29 protein-coding genes are annotated in these 25,853 nt (G+C 47.8%); all 29 read left to right on the top strand.

The genetic code is table 11. The features are described from left to right. Positions 1-105 precede the first annotated feature (105 nt). Complete coding sequence (locus VMF88_15430; GenBank protein ID HTY12454.1) at positions 106-738, top strand: outer membrane beta-barrel protein; 633 nt, start codon at positions 106-108, stop codon at positions 736-738. Between the two features lie 590 nt (positions 739-1,328). After that, complete coding sequence (locus tag VMF88_15425) at positions 1,329-1,835, top strand: hypothetical protein (GenBank protein ID HTY12453.1); 507 nt, start codon at positions 1,329-1,331, stop codon at positions 1,833-1,835. A gap of 210 nt (positions 1,836-2,045) precedes the next feature. Further along, a complete protein-coding gene (locus tag VMF88_15420; protein ID HTY12452.1) occupies positions 2,046-2,717 on the top strand; it encodes a hypothetical protein in 672 nt (223 codons plus the stop codon). A 168-nt stretch (positions 2,718-2,885) separates the two neighbouring features. Further along, on the top strand, positions 2,886-3,545 hold the full coding sequence (locus VMF88_15415) for a hypothetical protein (protein HTY12451.1): 660 nt from the start codon (positions 2,886-2,888) through the stop codon (positions 3,543-3,545). Positions 3,546-3,723: 178 nt separating this feature from the next. Further along, the gene (locus VMF88_15410; protein HTY12450.1) at positions 3,724-4,272 is read left to right on the top strand and encodes a TlpA disulfide reductase family protein; all 549 of its coding nucleotides are present in this window, start codon (positions 3,724-3,726) and stop codon (positions 4,270-4,272) included. Positions 4,273-4,523: 251 nt separating this feature from the next. Then, complete coding sequence (locus VMF88_15405; GenBank protein HTY12449.1) at positions 4,524-5,096, top strand: hypothetical protein; 573 nt, start codon at positions 4,524-4,526, stop codon at positions 5,094-5,096. 173 nt (positions 5,097-5,269) lie between these two features. Then, positions 5,270-5,821 carry a hypothetical protein gene (locus tag VMF88_15400; protein ID HTY12448.1) on the top strand — a complete coding sequence of 184 codons (552 nt, stop codon included), beginning with the start codon at positions 5,270-5,272 and terminating at the stop codon, positions 5,819-5,821. 216 nt (positions 5,822-6,037) lie between these two features. Continuing rightward, positions 6,038-6,823, top strand: coding sequence for a nucleotidyltransferase domain-containing protein (locus tag VMF88_15395; protein ID HTY12447.1), 786 nt, complete (start codon positions 6,038-6,040; stop codon positions 6,821-6,823). 465 nt (positions 6,824-7,288) lie between these two features. Next, positions 7,289-7,693 carry a hypothetical protein gene (locus tag VMF88_15390; GenBank protein ID HTY12446.1) on the top strand — a complete coding sequence of 135 codons (405 nt, stop codon included), beginning with the start codon at positions 7,289-7,291 and terminating at the stop codon, positions 7,691-7,693. Positions 7,694-7,950: 257 nt separating this feature from the next. Then, positions 7,951-8,922, top strand: coding sequence for a hypothetical protein (locus VMF88_15385; protein HTY12445.1), 972 nt, complete (start codon positions 7,951-7,953; stop codon positions 8,920-8,922). Between the two features lie 229 nt (positions 8,923-9,151). After that, a complete protein-coding gene (locus tag VMF88_15380) occupies positions 9,152-9,703 on the top strand; it encodes a hypothetical protein (GenBank protein HTY12444.1) in 552 nt (183 codons plus the stop codon). 234 nt (positions 9,704-9,937) lie between these two features. Continuing rightward, a complete protein-coding gene (locus VMF88_15375) occupies positions 9,938-10,447 on the top strand; it encodes a hypothetical protein (GenBank protein HTY12443.1) in 510 nt (169 codons plus the stop codon). Positions 10,448-10,687: 240 nt separating this feature from the next. Beyond that, positions 10,688-11,131, top strand: coding sequence for a hypothetical protein (locus VMF88_15370; GenBank protein ID HTY12442.1), 444 nt, complete (start codon positions 10,688-10,690; stop codon positions 11,129-11,131). A 242-nt stretch (positions 11,132-11,373) separates the two neighbouring features. Beyond that, positions 11,374-11,799: a hypothetical protein gene (locus tag VMF88_15365; GenBank protein HTY12441.1), complete on the top strand. Its 426-nt coding sequence runs from the start codon at positions 11,374-11,376 to the stop codon at positions 11,797-11,799. Positions 11,800-12,464: 665 nt separating this feature from the next. After that, entirely contained in the window at positions 12,465-12,977 is a 513-nt protein-coding gene (locus VMF88_15360) for a hypothetical protein (GenBank protein HTY12440.1), read from the top strand. After that, positions 12,961-13,668, top strand: coding sequence for a lipocalin family protein (locus VMF88_15355; GenBank protein HTY12439.1), 708 nt, complete (start codon positions 12,961-12,963; stop codon positions 13,666-13,668). The genes VMF88_15360 and VMF88_15355 overlap by 17 nt, the downstream gene beginning before the upstream one ends. A gap of 243 nt (positions 13,669-13,911) precedes the next feature. Next, complete coding sequence (locus VMF88_15350; protein ID HTY12438.1) at positions 13,912-14,298, top strand: VOC family protein; 387 nt, start codon at positions 13,912-13,914, stop codon at positions 14,296-14,298. Positions 14,299-14,527: 229 nt separating this feature from the next. Then, on the top strand, positions 14,528-15,001 hold the full coding sequence (locus VMF88_15345; GenBank protein HTY12437.1) for a VOC family protein: 474 nt from the start codon (positions 14,528-14,530) through the stop codon (positions 14,999-15,001). Between the two features lie 238 nt (positions 15,002-15,239). After that, positions 15,240-15,914 (top strand): isoprenylcysteine carboxylmethyltransferase family protein, encoded by a 675-nt coding sequence (locus VMF88_15340; protein ID HTY12436.1) that lies wholly within the window; start codon positions 15,240-15,242, stop codon positions 15,912-15,914. Positions 15,915-16,505: 591 nt separating this feature from the next. After that, positions 16,506-16,940 (top strand): RDD family protein, encoded by a 435-nt coding sequence (locus VMF88_15335; GenBank protein ID HTY12435.1) that lies wholly within the window; start codon positions 16,506-16,508, stop codon positions 16,938-16,940. A 160-nt stretch (positions 16,941-17,100) separates the two neighbouring features. Then, the gene (locus tag VMF88_15330) at positions 17,101-19,005 is read left to right on the top strand and encodes a beta-L-arabinofuranosidase domain-containing protein (GenBank protein ID HTY12434.1); all 1,905 of its coding nucleotides are present in this window, start codon (positions 17,101-17,103) and stop codon (positions 19,003-19,005) included. Between the two features lie 93 nt (positions 19,006-19,098). Next, positions 19,099-19,659: a DinB family protein gene (locus VMF88_15325; GenBank protein HTY12433.1), complete on the top strand. Its 561-nt coding sequence runs from the start codon at positions 19,099-19,101 to the stop codon at positions 19,657-19,659. 137 nt (positions 19,660-19,796) lie between these two features. Next, the gene (locus tag VMF88_15320) at positions 19,797-20,192 is read left to right on the top strand and encodes a nuclear transport factor 2 family protein (GenBank protein HTY12432.1); all 396 of its coding nucleotides are present in this window, start codon (positions 19,797-19,799) and stop codon (positions 20,190-20,192) included. Positions 20,193-20,399: 207 nt separating this feature from the next. Continuing rightward, on the top strand, positions 20,400-20,876 hold the full coding sequence (locus VMF88_15315; protein HTY12431.1) for a pyridoxamine 5'-phosphate oxidase family protein: 477 nt from the start codon (positions 20,400-20,402) through the stop codon (positions 20,874-20,876). 89 nt (positions 20,877-20,965) lie between these two features. Next, the gene (locus VMF88_15310) at positions 20,966-21,385 is read left to right on the top strand and encodes a hypothetical protein (protein HTY12430.1); all 420 of its coding nucleotides are present in this window, start codon (positions 20,966-20,968) and stop codon (positions 21,383-21,385) included. 123 nt (positions 21,386-21,508) lie between these two features. Then, positions 21,509-22,486, top strand: coding sequence for a site-specific DNA-methyltransferase (locus VMF88_15305; GenBank protein HTY12429.1), 978 nt, complete (start codon positions 21,509-21,511; stop codon positions 22,484-22,486). Positions 22,487-22,672: 186 nt separating this feature from the next. Beyond that, a complete protein-coding gene (locus VMF88_15300; GenBank protein ID HTY12428.1) occupies positions 22,673-22,978 on the top strand; it encodes a hypothetical protein in 306 nt (101 codons plus the stop codon). Positions 22,979-23,039: 61 nt separating this feature from the next. Further along, a complete protein-coding gene (locus VMF88_15295) occupies positions 23,040-23,477 on the top strand; it encodes an isoprenylcysteine carboxylmethyltransferase family protein (protein ID HTY12427.1) in 438 nt (145 codons plus the stop codon). 737 nt (positions 23,478-24,214) lie between these two features. Beyond that, complete coding sequence (locus VMF88_15290) at positions 24,215-25,771, top strand: T9SS type A sorting domain-containing protein (GenBank protein HTY12426.1); 1,557 nt, start codon at positions 24,215-24,217, stop codon at positions 25,769-25,771. The last annotated feature ends 82 nt before the right edge of the window (positions 25,772-25,853 follow it).

Here is a 25,853-nt window from a genome sequence, read left to right as displayed (position 1 = left end):
AGACTGAAATGAACAACTGTCACGACCGCGCAACATTCTACATGGAACTGGCCATACGTTGCCGCAGCTTAGCCGCGGTACGTTCGCCCACACAAGGAAACGTATATTACGACTCTACTCAAACTATCATTAAGCCTACTTCTCCTCACTGCTTCTTGCCTCGCTCAAACAATGGTTGGCTTGCAAGGAGGCATTAATTGGTCAAACTACGATATCAAGCCTACCCCCGGGAATGTCTACGGAACTGGATTAGGCCCCAATATCGGCCTCCTCGTCCAATCCAAATTGCTCGACGAACTTTATGTCATTGGAGGCCTGTCCTATGTCAAAAAGACTATTCCGTGGCTGGTTCATCAGTATCTTGAATCAAGCAGTCCGGACATCGAATTCAACTACGAGTTTACTCAGCTCTCGGTCTCTCTCAAAAAGGAATTTCCAATCTACAGTTTGGGACCCTACATCATGGTCGGTGGAACATGCGGATTTCTAAATTCCGCTTCGTATGTTGACGATCGATTCGGCGGGCCAGCATATACCGTGGGCTGGTCAAACGATGCTAGGAGAACAGACTTCGATCTTAACTTGGGTCTCGGACTATCCTACCATCTCGATGACGCTGTATCGATCTTTGTCGATGTTAAATATTCGTATGACCTTGTCAGCCTAAGCAAGGAGGCAACAGGAAATACCTATATTAGAAGCACGCAAGGCTCGTGCGGCATATTAGTCGGAATCTAGCGTGCAATCTAACCAGCGGCGCAAGCCCCAGAGGGATCCCTGCGGGACTGACGGAACCAGTCGTCGACGATGTCGCCGCCCGAAAGACAAAAGAAACTGAAATGAACAGCCATCACGTCCGTTCAACATTCTACAAGAAACTGGCTGCGCGTTTCCGCAGCTTAGCCACGGTACGTTAGGCAGTAAAAAGGCAAGCAACAGAGATAAATAACAGTTTCATAGGCAAGAATTTTGGTTGTTGATTGGATTTGCAAAAGAAGCGAATCTACAAGCAATCGGATTTACCTCATTGCAATAACCGCAAGAAAGTGGTACTATGTTCCTACGGGAACTTACCTGGCAATCATAGTTGGGAGCTATGTTAACAATCAGGACAATTCTAAAAGCAGTCTTAATCTGACAAAGTGCACAGGTCAACTTCCATCCTTTTGCTGCCTAACCAGCGGCTCAAGCTGAGGGAACCAGCCGTCAGCTTTGCGGTGCACAAATAAGAGGTTTTATTGGACAAGGTCTCATCCACCGCTCACACAGCCTACAGAGAACCTAATGCACCTTGCCGCGGCCTAGGCGCGGCACTTTAGGTGGCGGAAATGAAAGACAGCATATACTCGAAAAAGGAAGATCGCGCAAATTCCTTAAAGCGCTTAGTTCGGCATTGCCGAATGTTTCTTTATGCTTGCAATTCGCCAGTGGCAGTCTACAACCCCATCTCCGGAGACATCAACATTGTTGCTCTTCTGCATTTAACCATAACGATGTTTATCACCAAAAATAACAGTTCACATAAAGAGGGTGGCTTGTTTTTCAGACTCCTATCCCCTATGCATCTTGAACACTTGCTCAATCCCGTTGAAAACGCACTAAACCGAAGGATAGGAAAGACGACTTTGCGGGAGTTCCTGCGTCAGAAACGAAAGAAACTTGTAACTTACGGTTATTTGGATTTCGAGGCTCAACTCCTCGAACTCCAGGAAGTAACACATAGTAAACGAGCGATTCGTCAATTCAATCAGGCATTTGAAGAATTAGAAAATGCTGTACAATTCCTATTGAAACAGTTGAAAAAAGAGTTACATAACAAAACGTCCGTCACCTAACCAGCGGCTCAAGTCCCAAGGGGATCCCTGCGGGACTGACGGAACCAGCCGTCGACGATTCCGCCGCGCGAAAGATCAATAAAACTGAAATGAACAGCCGTCACGTCCGCACAGCATTTTACATGGAACTAACTGCATGATGCCGCGGCATAGCTGCGGTAGGTTAGGTGGCAATAGACCTGCATTAGTACTACAAACTCCGGAGGATACATGAAATACGTTCTAATCATACTTATTGCTCTTTCCTTTGTCTCCTGCAACAAATCAAAAGACAATTCTCCAGTTTCAGAAAATAAGACAGCAGATAACACCGCCCTGATCGATACTACAAGCTTGGCTGGAATCACTTTGCAGGTTTCCAATGTTGACTACACATTTTCGCGTGTCAATCAATGGTCGTTTGGTGGATTTAGTGAGTCATTCAAGGGATTCGGACCAAAGATAGATACATACAACCAAACCGATTGGCCGTCCGACTTTATTCACTTCTATATGCAAGTATATTTCCGGAATGCCAACTGTAGTTTCCCACCGGACTCATTTAGGTATGTCGATTTGTCAAACAAGTCTTCGATAGACACTTCGGTTGTTGAAGTAGGCCTTACCCCCTCAAACTCAATGACATCTCCGTGGGCAGTATATTCTAACGTTATCACAACCGCAGATAGACAATTACAATGGGTTCCTACTACAACCGGAAGAATTGGAATCAATAAACATGTACCCTGCCCGTACACAAATCCGGGGCATACTGTTGATATGAATGTGACATTGGAGAACATTGTTCTTACCCTCGTTGATTCTTCAGGAGATTTAAGCGCCTATGGTTTTCCCAAAACAGTGCTACTCAAGCATTCGTTTTTCAAGGTAATCAAATACTGATCGTCGCTTTTGCAGCCTGACCAGCGGTCAGCATCATCGCCGCGCGAAAGTCAAAAGAATCTGAAATGAACAACTGTCACGTCCGCGCAAAGTCCACGCGGAACCGATTGTACGTCGCCGCAGCATAGCTCCGTTCTGTTAGGCAACACGGAAGGAGGTCCTGCTCAAATGAAAACTCTGATCCTCATTAGCCTTTCAATGATGCTCGGATTATTCCTCTCTATTATCGCAGGCTGTAAGAAGAGCCCAACCGAACCTCCGAATACACCTGCAAAAGACACAGTAGGCGTCTACGAACCTAATATTTATCTGTATCCTCAAACTACAACCACGCTGTCAGTAAAGCTCGTCTTTCCGTTAGGGGGATCAATAGTTCAATCGGAACCACCGTACATGAACGGATGGCGGGTTGAGGTAGACTCTTCCGGCAAAATCGACCAACAATACGATTATCTCATTTACGAGGCTCACACTCCGGACGAGTATCAATACAATTCTGGTTGGGTGGTAAGCAGAGACACGCTGGTATCTTTCTTTAGGAACAATCTTCTTAAGATCGGATTCAGCGAACAAGAAGAAACTGATTTTATCTCATATTGGATCCCTAGACTTTCAGATCATACTTTCTATTTTATCTATCCACAATTTGCGGGTGACATTCAAAAAGTCATTCAGTTAGATGTCTCTCCCGTACCTGACAATATCCTCCGACTATTTTACGTGATCAAGGGTTCAGAGAGTAATGAGGCACAACTTATGACCCCATCGATTCCTATATTCAAGCGAAACGGGTTTGTCGTTGCCGAGTGGGGCGTAGTTCTAAAATAGATCCGGATGTTGCTTAACCGGCGGCTCAAACTGATGGAACCAGTTGCCGGCGAATGCGGTGCGCATATAGTCTGCACGGAAATGGCTGTGCGTTGCCGCAGCTTAGTTCCGGGCTGTTAGGCCGCAGCGCATTCAGTTGGAACGAAACGGTTGTCAACAGTGTCGAAGGATATCATTTATGAGAACTAATCTTCTCTCTTGCTTATTCTACTTTGCCTTGTCAACGCTCATCTCGGCACAGAGGGGGCATTGTCAATCAGATTCAATGCAGATGTCACCAGAGTTCAAATTCGCCACCCTCGCCGATCAAGAGGTCTCCTCCAAGGACCTCAAAGGTAAAGTCATCGTGCTCGACTTCTGGAGCTCAGATTGCAACCCCTGCAAGAAGTCAATGCCTCAATTGGAGAAGTTCTACCAGCAATACAAGAACAATCCGAAAGTCGTTCTCTATTGCGTTAATTCGGGGTGGGAAACGTTAGAAAGGGCCAAAAATTTCGCGAGCTCAAAGAGATCCAGTTTCCTCTTCATTCCGGCAGGTACACCGTACGATTTACCCTTTGCCTACGACAGCGGAAGCGCAACAATGAAGGCATTCAACCTAGAACTCAATCCATCGACTGTTATTATCGACAGCAAGTTCAGGGTTCGAGTGAAGCATTCAGCCTTCATCGCTGACTTCTACGATTTCTTAACTAAACATGTTGAAGAGTATTTGGCTGACAAATAGCTCAACAATCCGTTGCGGGCTAACCAGTCGCTTACGTCACGCAGAGCGTGATGGCGAAAAGCGCTCACTGACAGATCCAGCTGCTAGCTTTGCGCTTCGCGGCGGTACGCGGTACAAGAAGTCACAAGCCGTCACGTCCGCGCAACATTCTATATGGAACTGGCTTCATGCCGCCGCAGCGCAGCCACGGCACGTTAGGGCGCACGACATCTTGGTACTAAGATAAGATCCCGGCACATCCAGGAGGAGATATGAGATACCTCGCTCCAGTCCTTGCATCGCTTATGTTCCTCACCTGCAAACCTGTGGACAACTCCGGTGAGGGAATTACACACGAAATAATCACTGCCAATTACGAGGGTACAGGAGGCATCCGCCAAGAGGTATATCGAAGACAGCTTCTTCCAATCAAAGTCCAGGCTTTTTATGATGACGGGAGCGTGATGGGCCAAACTTACTTTATCCCGATGGACAGTGTCATGCTGATCTCTACACGTACCTATTATTCCACGGGTGGTCTGAAGTCAATAACTCTCAGGGAATCTAAAATAGACACTTTTACAAACACGTCAGTCGATGGGAAGATCACGAAGTCGATTCGCTTCTTGCGTGATTATTACATTCACGTATTGGAACTTTACCCTGACGGCAAGATAAAAACGAGGTTTGGTCTGAACAATTTCGATAGCGCGAGAGTGCTTGAAAGCTGGTACCAGTCCGGCAGCAAGCGGTCAGAGGAAGTCGATAAATACTATCATGGCGTGCCATTGAAATCCATTGCATGGGACTCGTTAGGTCGTCGGCTGCCAGAGGCAAATAGATAATTATGAGCATATACTGCAGGCTGCGCTCTAACCCGCTGTCGGCGCTTTGCCTCGCGAAGCACATTGTTCATGACAATAGCTTCGTCTGCCGACCGCATACACTACACGGAACTAACTGCACGCAGCAGCATCATGGCCGCGATCCGTTAACCCGCAATACATCAGGAGACAACATGAACTCATTCTTGAAATCGTTTCTCGTTCTTCTCATGATTAACATTTTTGCATCTGCTCAGCCCTTGCCCAAGACGTTTCAGCAGTTGCTCAATCAAACAAATATGCAATTTTCATTCCCTCCAGATTTCACATCAATACCGATCATCCAGAATGGCAATGTTGCCTATGATTTTGCAATAAAATCAAAAACCTCAAGCCTAGAGATTCGATATCGGGTCTGGCCGGTGGATAAAAAACAAAAGAACCCAAATACACTTTTTGGGCCGATGCTTGTAACAATGGGTTTGAATATTTCAAACGGTAAGGTGATGAAACCGCACCCATACCCGAGAGAAAGTGTCAAAAAGGAATTTGGTGCCGATGCAGGAAGTACTGGTATAACAACAATTGACTCAGACTTTGGCAAGGGCTACAAACAATGCATGATTTCGGTAATTCATAAAGACGATGTCGCAGACGCCTACGTCTTCTATCTTTATAATACGCAAGATGAACTTATGGGGGCGATTACGGCAGAGAAAGTTTATCATGCGCTTAAATTCAAATAATCGGCTCTTGCGGTCTAACCGGCGGACAGCTTCGCGCCGCGCGATGATGTTAAGAATCTGGAGTAAACAACTGTCACGTTCGCGCGACATTCTCCTTGGAACTGGCTGCACATTGCCGCTCCGCGAGTCTATGACTCGCAGGGTCGCAGACAGCGTAGCCACGGTACGTTAGGCACCGAGAACAAGTTGTCAGGAGGAGGTCATAAGGAGGAATCAGTGGAAGAACATCACTCAGCAGCGATCAACGACTTTCTTTCCCTGTACAAAACTCGAGAGGGTTTTGTGGCTTTCTTGCTTGCAGGATCACTAGCTCACGGTTTTGCAAAAAAGAACTCAGATATAGATATCATTATCGTTGCAACTGAAGAGGAGTATGAAAGAAGAAAACGTCAAAGCAAGCTGGCATTCAGCATTTGGGATATCTGCAAGTACCCTGGCGGGTACGTCGATTGCAAAGTGGTTTCGATTCATACTCTCGAGGGAATTGCAGAAAAAGGAAGCGATCCTGCACGCTACGCATTCAAAGATGTCAGAGTCCTCTATTCAAGAGAAACGAAGCTACCAGATGTTCTGGAAAGGCTTACCCGGTATCCAACGGAACAAACTAGTGAAAGGCAACGTCGTTTCGCATGTCAGCTTCTTGCTTGGAAGTGGTATATGAGCCAAGCAGAAGAGAAGAACAATCAATATCTTCTGCATTTGGCGACTCAAAAGGTAACACTCTTTTCTTGTCGATTAGTATTGAACTTTAATGCACAACTATATCCGTTCCACAAATGGCTACTCGAAGAGATCAGAAGAAGTCCAAAGAAGCCTGATGGCTTTCTTCCTCTGATTGATGCACTACTAGGTAAGCCCTCATTTGAGCTAGCACAAAAGATCACGAACAACGTCTTTGATTTCCTTGGATTGATTGAAAAGGACATTGACTGGCCAAATCAATTCATGAGCGATAGTGAAATGAATTGGATAGATCATGAAGCCCCAATCGATGATATATAAGAACGCTCATCGAACATCGAGGTCACATTTTTGGTCTTCGTAATTCTGTCATGTGCATTTCGTATGTGGTCAATCGAGAATCATTATCCGGCGAACAAGGGGCTCTGTTCGAACAAATATTGCTTACGCACAATGCACGGGAAAATGGCAAAGATCGTCCACCGAGATCCAATCGAGAAATCCTCATCGGACATCTCATATGCGTTTGGATTTCTGGCCGCCCAACAGCGATGCCCAATGCCCGGGCTTGTTTGGTTTCCGGTGGCAATACTCCTTTTTGTGAGCATTTCGGCGACGCATTGTTGCCGGTCATGTTGTCTGCCTTGTCTGTTATCTTCGTTTATCGGCGAACGAAAATACCGATCTTCTGTCCCTAGCAATCGTTGGAACGCTTGACAGGCTGGTATTATTTCTATCAGGCATGCTTCTAAGCGATGAAAGAAATCTCGTATTAAAGGAGGATATATGCGAAATATTGGCTTTTTGATCGTCCCGTTTCTATTCATGGGTTGTGCAACTATCTTTGAAGGGTACATGTCCGATGTTGAAATTAAGAATGCGCCTGATAGCCTCAAGATTTATTCTTCCGATGGCATGGCAATTCAATCGAATTTTAAGATCATAGGAACTGTATCACACAACCAGTGGGTTGATAAAACAGATTCTACTACACAAATAATTCAGTTACGTTCAAACAGAGATCATTTGCTTATATTAAAGAACGGAGCTGTTGAGCATCGATATATGGCATATGCAAAAGTAAATCCATGGTGGTTCATATTGGATTCGTTCGGCATTTTACCCGTAGTGTATGATGCAATTACCGGAAATTGGAATTACTTTAACGACATAGAATATAGACAATTGTAGCAACTGCCAAAGGGGTCGCTCAAGGTGACGGAATCAACCGTCAGCATTGCGCCGCGCGTCGAAATACTATTAGGGGAAAGGTGACATGTGCAGCGCGTATCGTCGGCGTGGAACATGCTGCACGCCGCCGCAGCTTAATTGCGGTCCGTTTGGCAGCATGAAATGACCTTCTTCTTACAAAAGAATAAAATGTATCGACGAAAACTGTAATATGTCTAATTTTTCATTGCAGTTTTTTGAAAGGCGGTCAAATCCAAATGAAGAACCTCAGTCTCGCATTAATTCTTATTCTCCTTTTCAACCCTGGCTGCAAAAAGAATTCGAATAATCCGGTCGTACCGGACAATTCTAATGGGTGGAGTCAAACAGGGTTTCCCAGTCTCGACGGCGGGCTTGTCACGAGCGGCACGAATCTTTTTGCAGGAAATCATCCCTCGGGCGTATTTCGTTCGTCCGACGGCGGTTCAAGCTGGACTCCGGTTGACAGCGGCCTGAACGGCATAGGCGTCACCTCGTTAGCGGTAAGTGGCGCGGATCTTTTTGCCGGTACCGCTTCTATGGGCATTTTCCGTTCGAATGATCTAGGCGCAAGCTGGATCGCAGTAGATTCCGAGTTGTTAGCCTCCAATCAATATTTCCTTGAAGTTCTTTGCTTATGCTCTAAGGGAACGAATCTCTTTGCGGGAACCGGGGGAACAGGTGTAGCGCTTTCGACTAATAATGGCGCGAGCTGGACTTGGACTAATACCGGACTTTATTCGGGGACGATTGTCTATGCTGTCATTTCACAAGCTGCCGACGTATTCATCTCGACAAACTTCGGTATTTATCGTTCTTCGGATGACGGCGCGACATGGACGTCAGTCAATGGCACGCTGCATGATTTCTTCTCCATTGTGTCGGATGGCACGAACCTCTTTGCCGGCGGCCAAGAAACCGGACTCTATATTTCTACCGATAAGGGAGCATCATGGATTCCGCGAAATGGCGGTTCGACAATTCTCCCGACCATTAACGCGCTTGTTGCAAGCGATTCAAATATTTTCGTGGGTACGGATGCTGGTCTGTTCCTTTCTACAAATACCGGAGCGAGTTGGACGGACATCAGCAAGGGGTTACCGAGTAATGTCGTAGAGGCGCTTGTCGTGTGTGACAAATATCTCTATGCAGAAATATCAACAAAGATCGACGGAACGTTTAGCGAATCTGTTTGGCGTCGTCCGCTGTAGCGAGTTAAACGATCGCGAACTGATAATACATCTCCGTGCGCCCCAACCGGCGGGTCAAGTTGACGGAACCGGCCGCCGACGATCTAACACGCGCGAAGAAAGCCGCTACAATTTGACGTAGCTTACCACGCGCGGGCTGGATTCCCCTGGCGACGCATCTGCCGCCGCACTTCAGCCGGCAATCGTTAGGCGGTGCAATTGCATCATCTTCTCCGGCACAGGAGGTCATATGAGAAATGTAATTATCATTTTGGCCCTCTCACAACTTTTATTTGCATGCAAGGACAATACTACGATTTCGTCATCCCCCGATGAGTCTTTTACGGCAAATCAAAGAATGATCGCCCTCAATTCTTATGTGAACTCTTATCATCCGGGATTACGATTACTCTCTCTTTCAGCGGACACGGTAGGAGTCGACGGCAAGGCGACGAAGTGGTCTTATCAATACGCAGACACTTCAGCGGGAGAACATCTGACGTATTATTTCCATGCGACGATAGCCGAAATCAGGTTCGATAGCTCTACGCCATTTCCCGTCGGTCCAAGCGTGATCACCCTCAGTTGGTTCGACAGCGATTCAGCTATGATATTTGCTGAGTCGCACGGAGGATTGCAGTATAGAACTCAAAACTCCAACGTGACGATGTCCGCATCGTTGAGCCAATCCTTGAGCCCAAATCCTATTGCAAGCTGGAGGATCGTGTATCAAGGTGGATTGATACCTTTGGGCCTCATAATCGATGCGGAAACAGGTGACCTGCTGGGTCAAACCAAATAGCTTTGAGCGGTTACAATGCACTGTCTATACAGCCATCGGCGATTTCGCCGCGCGACGTTTGCCGAAAATAATACGATCAGCGGATGCGTCGGCGTAATGAACAACTGCCTGCAACGAACAGTTCGTCGCCGCTCTACGAGTCTATGCAGCGCAGTGTCGTAGGCAGTTTGGCTCCGGTTCGTTAGGGCACAGAACTTTTCATTCCACCATTAAACACATCTCGAGGTTCTCACAATGAACGATCTCGTATCCCTTATCGCCAATTTGGCGCTTACCCTTTCTCTTCTTGTGGCTGTTATATTTGGTATCGCACAAGTCAAGGCAGCGGCTCGAGACCGTCGAGAACGCCTCACACTCGATAGCTTGCGGCATTTTCAGACTCGCGAGTTCTCAGAACTAATGCACTTCATAATTAATAATCACTCTTTTCCATCAAGTCAGAGGGGATTTCAGAAATTATCGGCAAAGGAACAGGTCACTCTTTTACACTTCGCGCAGGAGATGGAATCTCTCGGCCTACTTGTCGCAGAAGGCCTTATTAACTTGGATCTCGTCGATAAGACGTTGGGCTCCTTTGTTACAATATCGTGGTCCAAATACAAACCAATGTTCAATGATATCCGGGAAAAGCAACCGGACCCTTTTCTTGGCGAGTATTTTCAATGGCTGGCCGAACGGATTGAAGAAAGGATGAAGAGGAATCCTCGTAGGCCGTTCTACAATACTGGGCACGTTAAACCCTGATCTTAAATGCCCTGCGCCCTGATCAGCGGCTCACATCCGGAAGAAGTCCCTTCGGGACAGATGGAACTTGCGGTCGACGATTTCGCCGCGCGCATGTCGTCGAGAATGATATGATCAGCAGATTAGTCCGTGCAATGAATTATATGTACCTAACAGTTCGCCGCCGCTCTACGTGTCCTTGACTCGCAGAGTCGCAGACAAGTCAGCTTGGTCCGTTAGACAACTAAAGAAAGGAGTACAATGAATCTATCTCCGGAAATACTCGCCGAATTGTTTCGACAATGCGCCTTTATCAGCGCTTTGATCGCCGGTTTTTCTTTTGCATTCCTTGCAGTGATTTTGACCAACAAAACAACAAAGACCATCGATGATTGGACAGCAGGCTTTGCAATAGCGGCGACAGCGGGTTTAATTGTTTGCGCATTAGGATGGACATTAAGTGTGCCTCGAGTGTTGGAATTGTCGTTGAACAGTTCCGCGAATGGACCAATTCAAGTGCCCCAGACTTATCTCGTTGTCCACCGTTCGTTGTCAATAACGTTTATTGCCTGTTTTTTTTTCTTCTTAACAAGTCTGGGATTGTCCGGTTGGATCCGATCCCGGAGGCTCGGAGTGGTATCATTGATCATTACAATAGCTGCAGCATTCTATGCGATCTGGATTTTGAGGTTTTTTATCAGGTAAAAATATCACATTGCGGCCTAGCCGGCGGTTCTGGCCCCAAAGGATCCCTTCAGCACCGACAGGACCAGCCATCGGCGAATTCGCCGCGCGAAAGACAAGGGAAACTGCAATGAACAACCGTCACGTCCGCGCCACATTCTGCACGCAACCCGCCGCACGCCGCCGTTCTACGAGCCCATGACTCACAGCGTCGTGGACAGCGTAGCCGCGGCATGTTAGGCTGGCAATCAAAGGAGACATCCATGTTACCTATGATAGAGAGATCAATAGAAAAGTATGCGGGAGAATTCATAAATGCCCTCCTCAATCAACGGCGAATCCGAGTTCTTGTCCACCGATCACTTCTCGAAGATAAACGAAAGGAGGCATTCTTCATAACCGTCACAAATCTAACGCTGGATCGAGAATTTGAGATAACCAGTGTCTGGTTCAATGCAAACCCTAAGATTCCTGTAACGCAGGCAGATAGGCCGTTACCCAAAGCTCTTAAGCCCAATGAGACATGGGGCACTTGGCTTCCGGTGAGCAAACTGCCATTAGGGTATCACCACTATGCGTTCACGATGGTTCGAGTGATGCTTTCCAATGGTACGCTTGCCTATTCGAGAGAGAATGTCACTCATCCAGAAAAAGAGATCGTTCCCGCCGAGGAGATCAAATTTGAATGACCTTTGCAAAATAAGCTGTTGCTAGCCTCGGCAGCCGCTCAAGTTCCAAAGGGGTCCCCACGGGACTGACTTTATCAGCCACCGGCGTTTCACCACAGAAAGGTCTTGAGAATTTGAAATGAATCACCGTTATGTCTGTGCAACATTCTACAAGGATCTTGCGGCACGTCGCCGTCCTTCGAGTCCTTAACTCGCAGTGTCGTGGACAATTTAGCCGCGGTCCGTTAGAGGGCAAAAAGAAAGCGAGCGAAGTACACAGTAGTCTCAGTTATTTGAGTTGTCGTTTACTGATTCGAGTCAAATAATGAGTTGAATTAATAGCAGTCAGATTCTCCAATTGCAAAAACCGCAAGAAAGTGGTATCATCCTTCTACGGGAACTTACCTGGCAATCATAGATGGGAGCTATGTTGACAAGCAGATTCAGTTCAAACGCAGTCATAATCTAACAAAGTGCACCGGTCAACAACCATCGTTTTGCTGATCAACCAACGGCTCAAGTCCCAAAGGGAACCCTTCGGGACTGACGGGACCAGCCGCCGGCCTTTGGCCGCGTGTATGAGCTATACGGAATTTGCTGCACCTTGTGCGGCGTTATGTGTCTGTGACTCGCGGAGTCGTGGCAGCTTAGCCAAGGCGCGCTAGCCAGCCGAAAGGATAAACTCAATGTCTACAACCAATGATCGAATAGGCTTTATCGCTTTTCGTTTGACCTCCGTTTACTTAATCCTCCGCGCCCTGGATATCCTATCATCACTTGGGGTATTTTTAGCGAATACGCGCGGACAATCCCGATCAACTCAAGATAGCGAGGTTCTGATGGTGACGTATCTTGTTTGGTTCATTCTCTATATTATAGCCGCTGTTGTCTTCTATAAACAAGCAAAGAAGCTTTCCTTGTTTTTTCTCGCCGGAGAGGATGACGAAGAGCCTGGAAGCTCAAACTCCGATGAAGGATATCTGGAACGAATTGCATATACGATTGTCGGCGTTTATATCTTGGCAACGGTCATTCCTCACCTATCAAGAATCATTTATTCGGTATTTTATTCACAGATGTATTCTCAAGCTTTGACCATTGAAATTGTGTCAACAACAGCGTCAATCATTGTTGGATCGCTTCTTGTCTTCGGGGCTAAGAATTTACAGACCATTATTCGGAATGCGCGGGGCATTTAAGCGTCGCGGCTGGCTCACCGGCGGCTCAGGTCCTAAAGGAATCCCTTCGGGACTGACGGAACCGGGCGTCGGCTTCTTACACGATATCAAATATTTCAAATCCGGTCTTGATGCTATGACAAATTATCATTTGAATTCGTTGAACTGGAGCGTACACATGCTATTCTTGGCAGTCCTTACCGTATTGCCTGCAACTTGGACGAAGGCACAAGAGCTTACTGCAGTTCCGTATGTTGATCTCAACAAATACGCCGGGTTGTGGTACGAGATTGCTCGATTACCTAACAGTTTTCAGCAACAGTGCACTGAAGGCGTGACCGCAACATATACCGTGTTAGATGATGGAACCATCAAAGTCGTCAACAGGTGCCAAAAGGAAAACGGAGAGATTGATGAAGCAGAGGGCAAGGTCAAACGTGCAGACGGCGATACGTCCAATGCCAAACTCAAGGTCCGCTTTGCGCCTGCGATCCTCTCGTTCCTCCCCTTTGTGTGGGGAAATTACTGGGTCATTGACCTCGCACCCGATTATAGCTATGCTGTGGTCGGTGAACCAACCCGAAAATATTTCTGGATCCTTTCGCGGACGCCAGCTTTGGACGAGGGCACACTCAATATGATCCTTGACCGCGCAAAAGCAAAAGGGTACGATCTCACTGGCCTTATACGAACCAAGCAATCGATAAGGTAAAAACGGGGCGCATATTACTGGTTGCAATGCCCCATAAACGGAAGAAAGCTGCGCCATCACCAGCGACTCAAGTTCCAAACGGATCTTTTCGGGTGTGACGGAGTCACCATCGGCAATTCGCCGCGCGTGTAGTCTGCACAGAGCCTACTGCACGTTGCCGCTCTACGAGTCATAGACGGTTTGGCTCCGATCTGTTAAGACGCAGAACAATCATTCCACCGTCCACCACACGTAGGAGGTCACATGAAACGAGTCACTGGCATCGGCGGCATTTTTTTCAAGGCCAAAGACGCTCCGTCGCTGCAAGCTTGGTACAAACGGCATTTAGGAATCGATGTCCAAGCTTGGGGCGGAGCATCCTTCGATTGGACCGACGCCCATGGGAAACCGGTTGCTGGCACAACTGCCTGGTTGATCAATCCGCAAGAAAGCAATTACTTTGCTCCGAGTTCTGCCCCCTTCATGGTGAACTATCGTGTGGAAGACCTCTACGCCTTGGTCAAGGCCTTGAAGCAGGAGGGCTGCAATGTGCTCGAGAAGATCGACGAATCTGAATATGGAAAATTTGCCTGGGTCATTGATCCGGAGGGAAACAAGGTCGAGCTATGGGAACCGCCTCAGGGCCAATAAGCGGGCTCGTTCAACGCGAAGGTGAACTGTGCCCTAACCAGGCTCAAGCTCCAAAGGGATCCCTCGGGACTGTCGGCGAATACGGCAGCGATATCGCTTCACGAAAAATTTCTTTTGAGGAAATAACAGTGTCTGCCACGCATATAGTCTACGTCAAACTGGCTGCATGCCGCCGCAATTGATCCAGGAACTATACTGAATCCACAACAAACATTAGTCGCCGATAAACATGGAAAAGAAGAACTTTGTGGCTGCGGCCCTGGCAATTTCGTTCGGCTTTGGCTTTGCCTTTAATACAATCATTACAGATCAATTCAACAGCCAGTCACAGTCGAAAAAAGTGACAGGCATCGGTGGAGTTTTTTTTAAGTGCAAGGATCCCGAGAAACTGAAAGGTTGGTACAAAGAGCATCTCGGGTTGAAGACTAACCAATACGGCGCGATGTTTGAATGGCGTGAAGTCCCTGATACAACAAAAAAGGGGTTGACACAGTGGAGTCCCTTCCCCCAGACAACAAGATATTTCGATCCATCCACAAAAGACTTCATGATCAATTATCGAGTAGAAAATCTAGAACCGCTTGTTGATGAGCTAAAAAAAGAAGGAGTCACGGTTGTAGACACAATTCAGACGTACAGTTACGGTAAATTTGTTCACATCATGGACATTGAAGGGAACAAAATAGAATTATGGGAGCCCTAGGGCTTATTGGAACCGAATGAAATACATAATCGCATGCCACAGCGTCTATTCTGGTCAGCGGTTAAAGTCCCTAAAGAACATGCTTGGAAGTGTCGAAACCAGACGTCGACGATTTCGCATGAGCGAAATAACCAACGACTATCGCTCAGACGAGATCCTTTTAGCACCTACATAGGCCATTACTTCAGCGAACATTGCTTTTCTCTAACCGGGCTTCTCATTCGATTCGGAAGGTAGTGTGAAGCGATTTCAACATCTACTCAAAAGCGTTGCAGGCATAGTAGCCCTTCTCTTGCTTCTGTTCATAAGCGCTGGCCGAATAAATTATTATCAAGGCTGGATATTTTCAGCAATGAGCCTGTTTGGAGTTGTTGTAAATTTCACTTCGATAGGCGAAGACGATGAGCTTCGTATCGAGCGCTCGAATCCTCCGAAAGACGCTAAAGAATGGGACAGACAAATATTGAAACTTTCAGCCTTGGTTACAATAATCACTTATGTTGTCACTGGATTGGATTCGGGGCGCTATCAATGGTCCCCGCGATTAGGATGGGACATTTGCGTGCTTGGGATCGTTCTTATGTTTATTGGTCAGCTCCTCTTTATTTTGGCCAAGAAAACAAACAGGTTTTTTTCAAGCGTAGTGCGGATACAAACTGACAGAGGGCATACCGTCTGTCAGACGGGGCTCTATAAATTCGTGCGTCATCCCGGGTATCTGGGAATGATCATTTCCTGGGTTGGATTTCCTTTGTTACTCGGTTCGATGTGGAGCATCATCCCAATAGCTTTCGCCATTGTCCTTCTGTTAGTCAGAACATCTCTTGAAGATGAAGCTCTTATCAACGAATTACCGGGGTACAGTCAATACATCCAGAAAACCCGCTACAAATTGATTCCGGAAATATGGTGATACATGGTTGTTCTCCTGTACTGATTCACCTTTTGCCGCTTAACCAACAACTGAAGTCCCAAAGGCTCTCTTCAGGAATGACGGAACCTGCCTTCCCTTCAAAGATTAATTCTTTCGGACAATCACTCGGCAAAGTGAGTAGATGTTAGACGGCCTCTGTTTCGACAGAGAATACAAAAATTCATATTCGGTCGAACCCGCAACGATAACATTAACTAGATATCTCATCAAATCGGATGGAACGGTAGTAAGGCCCAAGGTTATCTTCGCCGATAGGCCTGTATTCTACGCCTTTGATATTGACGACGGCAAAAAGGAGAGCATTTCAATTTCGGCTGGGGGACAAGTTCACCGCCGTGGGATAAGTACGAACCTCAACGACCGATAGGCGGAAAATTAGGGAGGGCGATTTCGACATCACTCGACGTCTCTCGCCGACGTTGGAGGAATAAAAGAGTGCAGCAAAGTCAATGCGCCCTCAAACGACCATCATGTCAAATAAATAATTGCAAAATGAAACAGCATAAATTTCAGGCACGAACTTTTGTCCCCGTCGACATCGCTCGGCAACGATCATTGGAGGGGACGCCCTTGGCAACGTTTTCCCGAAGAGCGATAGCGTTCGTGCTCGACTTCTTTATCGTTGCCCTGATCGTCGGGGCTTCTGCATTGCCGGAAACCCTGAAAGCGGGGGCTGAATCCGGGAATTTCAAAATGGATATCGATCCTTTTCACGGATGGGAACTTCTGAGCCTCCCCCTATATTTTGGGCTAGTCACTTATTTCGGCCGAGGACAAACGATCGGCAAGAAACTGCTTGGAATCCGAGTCGTGTCGATCGTTCACGAACATTTGAATCTCTGGCATTCTCTGGAACGCTCCCTGGGTTACGGAGCATCGATGCTGGAAGGAGGATTCGGTTTTATCCAGTACTTTATTCATCCCAACAGGCAAACCGTTCACGATCGGATTGCAGAGACCATTGTCATCAGGGTCGAATCGAAGAAGGCGATGAAGTCTGCATAAAAGAATGGATCCCCTGCTCTCGACCACTTGTGTTTTCCATTCTCCCGATTATCTTTACTCCAACATCGATCACGGTAAGCGACAGCAAAGATCCGATATTATTCTCAAAGCACTGATTTCGAAACAACTGTTGTTCCATCGTAGTGAAGGATGAACAAGTATGAAAACGAGAAGCTTGTGCATTATTGCGGCGTTCTGCTCCCTTAATTCTGCAGTTGTTTTTTCGCAGTATATCGGCCAATTCACCTCGAAGCAAGCAATGAAACCTGAGCTGCAAGCGAAAGCGTACAGCTTTGATTTGTCGGATGTAACACTGCGCGACGGCCGCTTCAGGGACAACATGGAACGGGACGGAAAGTGGCTGTTGAGCATCGACAATAACCGGTTGCTGCACAGCTGGCGCGTCAATGCCGGCATGGAGACACATGCCCGGCCGTACGGCGGATGGGAAGGCTTGGACGTTGAACTGCGCGGCCACACCACGGGGCATGTTCTCTCCGGCTTGGCGCTGATGTATGCGTCGACGGGAGAAGCAGCTTACAAAAGCAAGGGCGATTCGCTTGTGAGCGCTTTGGCTGAGATTCAGAGGACCTTGAATCAAGGAGGCTATCTGAGCGCGTTCCCCCAGAATCTGGTCGACCGTGCGATCGACGGAACTCCGGTCTGGGCGCCGTGGTATACAATCCATAAAATCATGGCCGGATTGATCGACATGTATCAATACGCCGGCAATAAGCAAGCTCTCGATGTTGCGGCGAAAATGGGCGATTGGGCGTATCGCAAGCTTGAACACCTCTCCCCAGAACAATTGGCTGTCATGCACCGAACGGAATTTGGCGGAATGATCGAGGCGGCTTACAATCTGTATTCGATCACCGGCAACGTGAATGATAAAAAGCTGGCGGAATTTTTTTATGACCATATGATCCTCGATCCGTTGGCTCGACGGCTGGATACATTAGCTGGATTCCATGCCAATACGCAAATCCCGAAAATCACCGGCGAGGCGCGAGGGTATGAATTGACCGGCGATAAAAAGCAAAAAACGATCGCAGAATTCTTCTGGCAAACCGTCATCGACCATCACACATACGCGACCGGCGGCAACAGTGACGATGAATATTTTTTTGAACCGGATCAGCTTTCAAAGCATATATCGCGGGCGACAACCGAAACCTGCAATACGTACAACATGCTCAAGCTCACCCGCCATCTGTTCACTTGGACGGCTGATGTCAAGTACGCCGATTATTATGAGCGGGCGTTGTACAATCACATCCTGGCGTCCCAGGAACCGGGAACCGGCATGGTAACGTATTTTATGTCGTTTACACCCGGCACTTTCAAGACATATTGCGACAGGGACAATTCATTCTGGTGTTGTGTCGGCACCGGATTTGAGAATCACGCCAAGTACGCCGAAGGCATTTACTACCATGACGAAAACGGCATTTTTATAAACCTCTTTATTCCGTCGAAATTAACCTGGAAAGAAAAAGGAATCATATTGACTCAACGATCCCGATTTCCTGAAGAGGCTTCCACCCATCTCGCAATTCAAGAGATCAAGGACGGGAACGTGCCGCTTTACGTTCGTTATCCGTCATGGGCAACATCGGGGGCCGCAGTGACAATTAACGGGACCAAAGTGGAGATAAACCAAAAGCCGGGGAGTTACATCGTTCTGAAAAGAAATTGGAAGACTGGCGACGAAATTGACGTTACCTATCCGATGGCGTTGCATATGGTTGCAACAAATGACAATCCCAACCTTGCTGCGATCGAATACGGCCCGATCGTCCTGGCCGGAGCAATGGGGACTGAGGGAATGAACCCTCCGGCTCCATTTGCCAAAGATCAGCTCGATTATAGAAACGTCCCCGTTCCGCAAGATATTGATACGGCACTCAATGTTAACGGGAGAACAATAAACGATTGGCTGATTCCCGTGGACGGAAAGCCGTTGACTTTTAAGACGGTAAAAGCGGCTTCAAAAGAGATCACTCTGGTTCCCTATTACACAATCGATAAAGAACGCTATGTCGTTTATTGGAACCTGAAATAGCTCTTCTGCATTACGGCCTTTGTTCCATATATTATTTAAGAGAATCCCGTCCTTTGCGACGGAAGTTGTTCTTACGACGTGATAGCGAATGATATGATGAAGGGCGATGAGCGGCTGGAGCTGGTCTTGGATACCTGGCAAACGAATAATCGGGTGACGGAGTTTTTTTTCGAGCATCTGCCTCGCGAGTTATGGGAGATGAACATTCCCGGCGCGCCTCAAAAGTCCGTGCGAATGCTTGCCGGCCATATTCATAATAGCCGATGCATGTGGATAAAAATGGTCGGACGAAGGTACGGAATAAAACCCCCGGAAAGCGTTGACCGCCGTAGGGTCACCCGGCGCAACCTGCTCCGTGCATTAAAGAAGAGCAATGCCGTGGTCGTCGAATTGCTCAGGCGCGGCCTGAAGGGCGATGGAATATTGCGTATCAACGTGCCGTGGGCCAACATTCCATCCGATGTCGTGCACTTCATGACGTATCTTGCGGTCCACGAAGCCCACCACCGCGGACAAATTATTGTCGCGGCCAGAGCATCGGGCCTGCGGCTTCCGAAAGAAGTGACTTCCGGTCTCTGGCAATGGAAGAAATGGTCCAAGGAAATTCAAAGCCGTAGGACGGCCGGCGCCCGGCAGAGAAATAAACTGCAGTAATTTCCACCTTCGGAGTTCAGTTCTTTCGAGGATTTGCGTTTGCACAAAAAACCCCCGATAATGCACGCCGCGTTGTTCGGGTTGCTTCTGCTCCATGCGCAATCTTTGGCCAGCAAAAATCTCTCACTCTTGGTGATATGAGCCGACAAACCGTACTCAACTTCGTCGATGCAATTAACGAGCACAACGTTGAAAAGATCTGCTCGCTGATGACAGATGATCATAAATTCATTGATTCCCAAGGAATTGCTGTTGTCGGCAAGGTAAAAATGCGGGCCGGATGGACAGGATACTTCCAGCTTTTCCCCGACTATAAAATCGAGGTGACAGATATTTTCATCCGCGAAGACACGATCGCTGCTTTTGGATTTGCAGGCGGAACGTTCAAAGGATTAAGAGAGCAAAAAGGCAATTCCTGGAGACTTCCCGCTTCATGGAAGGCAGTCGTTAAAAACGAAAAGATTCAATTGTGGCAGGTTTACGCCGATGCAAAAATTCCTTATGACATCATCAGCAGATCGCAGAAACAGTGACCCCCCACATGCCGTCCGATGAAACCTTGGGGCACGACGTGCCGTTATACTGAGAAATGAAGTACTGCGCTGCTACCAGCCGCCGGCTTGCGCCCGTGCGAATCGCGAGGGGCGACAACAACTCAACAGGAACACACCATGTCCTTTCATCTCAGCGTTCTCCGAACACGCCTTCCGTTTTTTGTTCTGGCAATCAGTTCAATGACTATGGCTCAACGTCCGGTCTCTTCGCAATATCAACGTGACTCGCTCATTGCTGCAGCGAGGGAGATCATGGGCCTTCAAAAATACTGCGCTCTTATTACAATTGACTCACTCCATCGCGCCAATGTCAGAACAATGAATCCATTTCCACCGGAAGCCGACATGACGGTCTGGATGGCGACGAACAGCAGAAGCCGGAAAGCCGAAGAAATCCGTCGGAATCCTAACGTCTGTTTATACTATGCCGACCATGCCCAGGCACGCGGCTATGTGAACATGAAAGGGACGGCAATTCTCGTGGACGATTTGCAGGAGAAGCTTAAACGCAAAAGACAATACTGGACGCAAGCGTTTCCCGATTGGCAATACCTTCTCCTTATCAAAGTTATTCCCGAGGAGATCGAAGTCGTCAATTATTCAAAACATATTGTCAACGACAGCTTGACGTGGATGCCTCCGACGATCGGGTTCGCGAAGTAGCCGGAAAATTGCAGACATTCTTCCGGCATAATTGCCGGCCTGGACCATCCACGCCGAGTCTCCGGCGGCGAAACGAAGGACCTCTGAATTTGGCAGCTCTTATCAGACTTCACCTTCTCTTGCTGGCATCCGTTGCTCTTACAAGCTGTAAATTCGATTGGATGAGCGGCGATCCTTCAGTGTATGGAACCTGGCGGCTTGTCAAAAGGCAGGGAGCTTGGACGGGATCAATCTATGTTCCGGAGATTTCGGGTTATACCGCAAAAGTGATATTCCGGGAGAACGGCCTGGCTCAGTTCTATCGCAACGACACGCTTGTGAATGAAATACCATTTGCTCTCCTAAAGCAGAGATTTCCCGGGAGCAGAAGAGAGATCTTTATGATTCACTGGACACATAAAAATTTTCCCGACAGCCAATATGTTCTTTTCCCTGGAAACGACACGCTGCATTTGACGGGAAGAGAAAACGAGATCTCGCATTACTACTATGTCAAGGATGATCAATAGCTCTTCCAGACGGATATTGCGTCGCCGCATTGATGCGTGGCAGCGCACCGTATGAATCCTCTTCATTGATGCGGACCATTTGTTATCATGGGAAAAAAACAGCGGGCCCCACAAAATAGAACTATGACTCTCAGCAACCTCGAGCAACGGATGTACAAGAAACGCCTGCTCCGCCTGAATAAGCCGACGCCAGTGCATTCACTCGAGAACAAAACGATCAATCAGAATATCCACGAGGCGATCCCGTTTCTTCCATCCTCTTTTGTCGACCTCCTTTTTATCGATCCGCCGTATAACCTCACAAAGTCTTTCAACTCCAATTATTTTAAAGAAATGGCTCCGCAAGAATATGGTCTATGGTTTGAACCGTGGTTTGAGCGGATCCTTCCGGCATTAAAAACAACGGCATCGGTCTATGTATGCAGCGACTGGAGATCGTCGGGGATTCTTCAGCAAGTACTTCAGAAATTTCTTACTGTCCGCAACCGCATTACATGGGAACGGGACAAAGGCCGGGGCGCAAGGTCGAACTGGAAAAACAATACCGAGGATCTATGGTTCTGCACGGTGTCGGATGACTATACGTTCAACATCGATGCGGTCAAAATCAGGAAAAAGGTCATCGCTCCCTACACCGACGATGACGGGGAGCCTAAGGACTGGCAGAAAACCGGCAGCGGCAATTTTCGCCTGACCCATCCGTCGAACATCTGGACCGACCTTACCATCCCCTTTTGGTCGATGCCCGAAAACACAGACCATCCGGCACAGAAACCCGAAAAACTCCTGGCGAAAATTATCCTTGCAAGCTCGAATTCTGGCGACTTTGTTCTCGACCCGTTCGCAGGATCCGGCACGACGTCGGTCGTCGCGAAAAAGCTCGGGCGCCGGTATCTCGGGATTGAACTTGATGAATTCTATGCGTGTCTCGCAGAAAAAAGGCTCGCAAGGGCAGAAGCAGATAAATCGATTCAAGGGTACGCCGAGGACGTTTTCTGGGAACGCAATTCATTGCATGAGCAAAAATCTATTTCCGCCTCGGGTAAGCTTTCAAAAAATGGCAAAGCATCCGGCGGCCAAAACCTCAGACGAGCAAAGTAACGGTTCAATCCTGTCTACAGCGTTGGAACGAACGGGCCGATGAATGGACGCTTGGAACATTGCAGTGGCCTTTTCCTATGCTGCTTGGATAATATGAGTGAGCGAACCATGAACCCGTACACAAAGCACGATTCTTCCTCTACTCGTTTAGTGCGATGGATTGCAAGAGGAGTAAGCAGTGCAAGTGTGGGCGCCATTCTGGTCTTCGCCATTGGCGAGGGCTTTGACCCTCAACAGACCAGTCCGAAAGAATGGGTGCTTTTTCTTTTCTTCCCATTCGGCGTCGCTGCCGGGATGGTGATAGGTTGGTGGAGGGAAAATGTCGGCGCCGGAATTACATTCTTTAGCCTGACGATGTTCTATCTTACTCACTTTTTCTACCGGGGAATATTCCCTCACGGATGGGCATTCTTTGTTTTTTCGTCTCCCGGTTTGCTTTTCGTATTATGCTGGTATCGTTCGCGGAGAGACCATATTGCTCCCGCCGAGTGATTGCCAACTCTCCGCCAGACGGCCGGACCTTTCTTGATTCGTGCCATGCAAGAGGGATAAGATGAGCCTTCGGAATGCATCGTTAGCCGGTTATTTTATTCTGGTAGTGTCACTTGTCCTATTGGTGATCCAGAATGCCATTTTTGCTGCCGGTGTCATTCCAATATTCGTTCAGGGGATGGCTGTGATTATTATGGTGTGGGCCCGAACGACATTCGGCAGAAGAAGCTTTCATGCCGGCGCAGAACCTACCCAAGGCGGATTGGTTACTTCGGGACCGTACAAATACATTCGTCATCCCATTTACGCTTCAATTCTGTATTTCATGTGGGCCGCCATCTATTCGCATCCGGCAGACCTCACCATACTCTTGGGGATCATAGGTACGCTTGGGCTGTCGCTGAGAATCTATGCCGAGGAAAAGCTCGTCGTCGTTCAGTACCCGCAGTATGAGGAGTATGCAGCACGAACAAAACGAATTATTCCGTATCTCTTTTGATTGAATGATTGTTCTGAAAAGTAATATATTCAGTTTGTAGGGTCTCCATTCAACAAACATCGGAGGTGTTAATGTTTTATTTTTCCCTTGAAGTCATCGGCGTTTCAATTCTCGTATCATTATTTGCGACCTGGATAAAACTCGTCCCGCGGTATCCCGAACGAAAATACAACTTTCTACAACAAACACTCAACACAGGAATATTAAGCGTTCTTTTAACGGTCCTATTCTCATTCGAGATATATCCTTCCTGGACAATTCTCTTCGCTGCAATCCTTTTTGTCGTTTGGGTTTCAGTGAAGATCACCGGTGCGATAGTTTCGAAAGGGAGCGAACCTCTCGCAAAAACCAAAGATAGGAACGGATCTTCAATATAAAGCCAAAGCTATAACAGCCGACTTTGACGAGGCCGAGGTTCGATTCTTTAGCGGCGGCTTTTGGCGTGCAAAGGCAGTTCTTACCGCATGCAGGTAATGCCAGGCCCTTCCTCTATTCCTTTCCATTTTTTAAGAAGCTTCTTTTTTTTATTTCCCAAGTTGCAGAAGAAACTCCAATCTACTGAGATTGTCGTAAACTGTTAAAATTTTCAACACTCTTTTAGTTGAAAAATGAGAATATTCTAACAAATCATAGTTCCCCCCTACTTTGCATTGGGCACAGTTATTGCGTGATAAGTTCGTGCTTTTTGTATGAAAGCAAGTTATTTGAGAACATTGAATCATTTTTTGGAGGTTATCATGCGCAAGTTGAGACTAGAATTTATCTTGGCGCTCGTAGTGTTGGTTTGGGCCTTCCCCTTATACGGCCAGCATTCTTCAGGCGGCACACAGCCCACATATGTTGGATCCCCCGCGACAAATTGCCGGCCGTGTCACAACGGTACTACCGGGAAAATGGGGAAAGTTGACATTTGGTTGACGACCCTTCATGCAACGGCTTACGATTCGATCCCTGCATCCGAGCGTTCTTTTTTACAAAACTCCGTTTCGTGTCTCCCCTGCCACACAACGGGCTGGGACACCACGGTGACAATCGGCGGGTTCAGCGATTTCTTCCGCGACAATGCGCACACACATGCTGATACTCTCGGCATGCAGAATACCAAGAACGTCCAATGCGAAGATTGCCACAAGCCGTATTCGACCGGTATCGCGTACGATACGAGCTATGCAGCAGCGAAATGCGGACAATGTCACGGCGGCGATCCGCACACGCCGATTTACGAAGATTGGAAGAAATCAATGCACGCGATTTCCAAGTATACTTCAAGCGGCAAGCAAACGATGACCGCGACAAACACCCAATGCGCAGGGTGCCATACCTCCGAAGGAATGGTGCAGTGGTTTAACCAGACGACCATAACGCCGTCGATCGTTGTCGCCGATACAAGCATTTCGAATTCGATCGCTTGCGCGGGATGCCATGATCCGCACGGAAGCCCCAATGCCCATCAACTTCGCCTTCCCATCGCTCAGCTTTGCGAAAAATGTCATAATCCGGAATATCCGCAGGACAGCGTGGGTACGGCAGTCGGTAAAGCGGTCCATAATTCAACGGCGTACATGTTCGAAGGTAAAGGCGGATACGAATATCCCGGAAGCTTCTATCCATCTTCCGCACATACCACGGCACTCCCCAACAAATGCGTGACTTGCCACGTAGCAACAGTGACCCCGGCTTCCGTGACAGCGAATACGCCGGTGTATACGGGACACAGTTTTGTTCCGAGAAAAGAAGCCTGCGAGACGTGCCATGCCGATATCGACACAAGTTCCACGAATTTCGATTATCGAAGGACGCAGACAACGTGCGACAGTCTTGCAGCGGTCCTGGCGACCAAGCTTGCGACAGCGAAGAATAAAGCAGATTCATCGTCGCTCGGGTTCATGCATGCAAAATTCAACTACGACTTCTATACCGGCGACGGCAGCCATGGCATTCATAATGCTGACTACGCTAAAGGGTTGTTGATTTCCGCGATCACGAACTTCTCGCTTACCGGAGTTAGAATGACGGATCCGTCGGTTCCGGGAGTGTTCGATTTGAAGCAAAACTATCCGAACCCGTTCAACCCGTCAACGTTCATCGATTACGATTTACCGAAAGCATCGCATGTCACCCTGAAGGTTTTTAGCGTCACCGGACAGGAAGTTGCGACGCTCGTCAACGAGAATCATGAAGCGGGACATTTCACGGTCCAATTTAACGCCGGAACGCTTGCCAGCGGCATCTACTTCTACCGTCTGCAAGCCGGAGAATTCGTTTCGACAAAGAAACTCCTCCTGTTGAAGTAACGACCGAGGTCCCCTTATCGTCATTGTTCGTAGAGCAGTGATCGAAGAAGCCGCCTGAGCTGCATGAGGCGGCTTCTGTTTT

This window comes from Bacteroidota bacterium, from assembly GCA_035506275.1.
In the GTDB taxonomy this organism is placed as follows: Bacteria; Bacteroidota; Ignavibacteria; order UBA10030; family UBA8401; genus JAGVPT01.
This window is presented reverse-complemented; position numbering and strand designations above follow the sequence as displayed.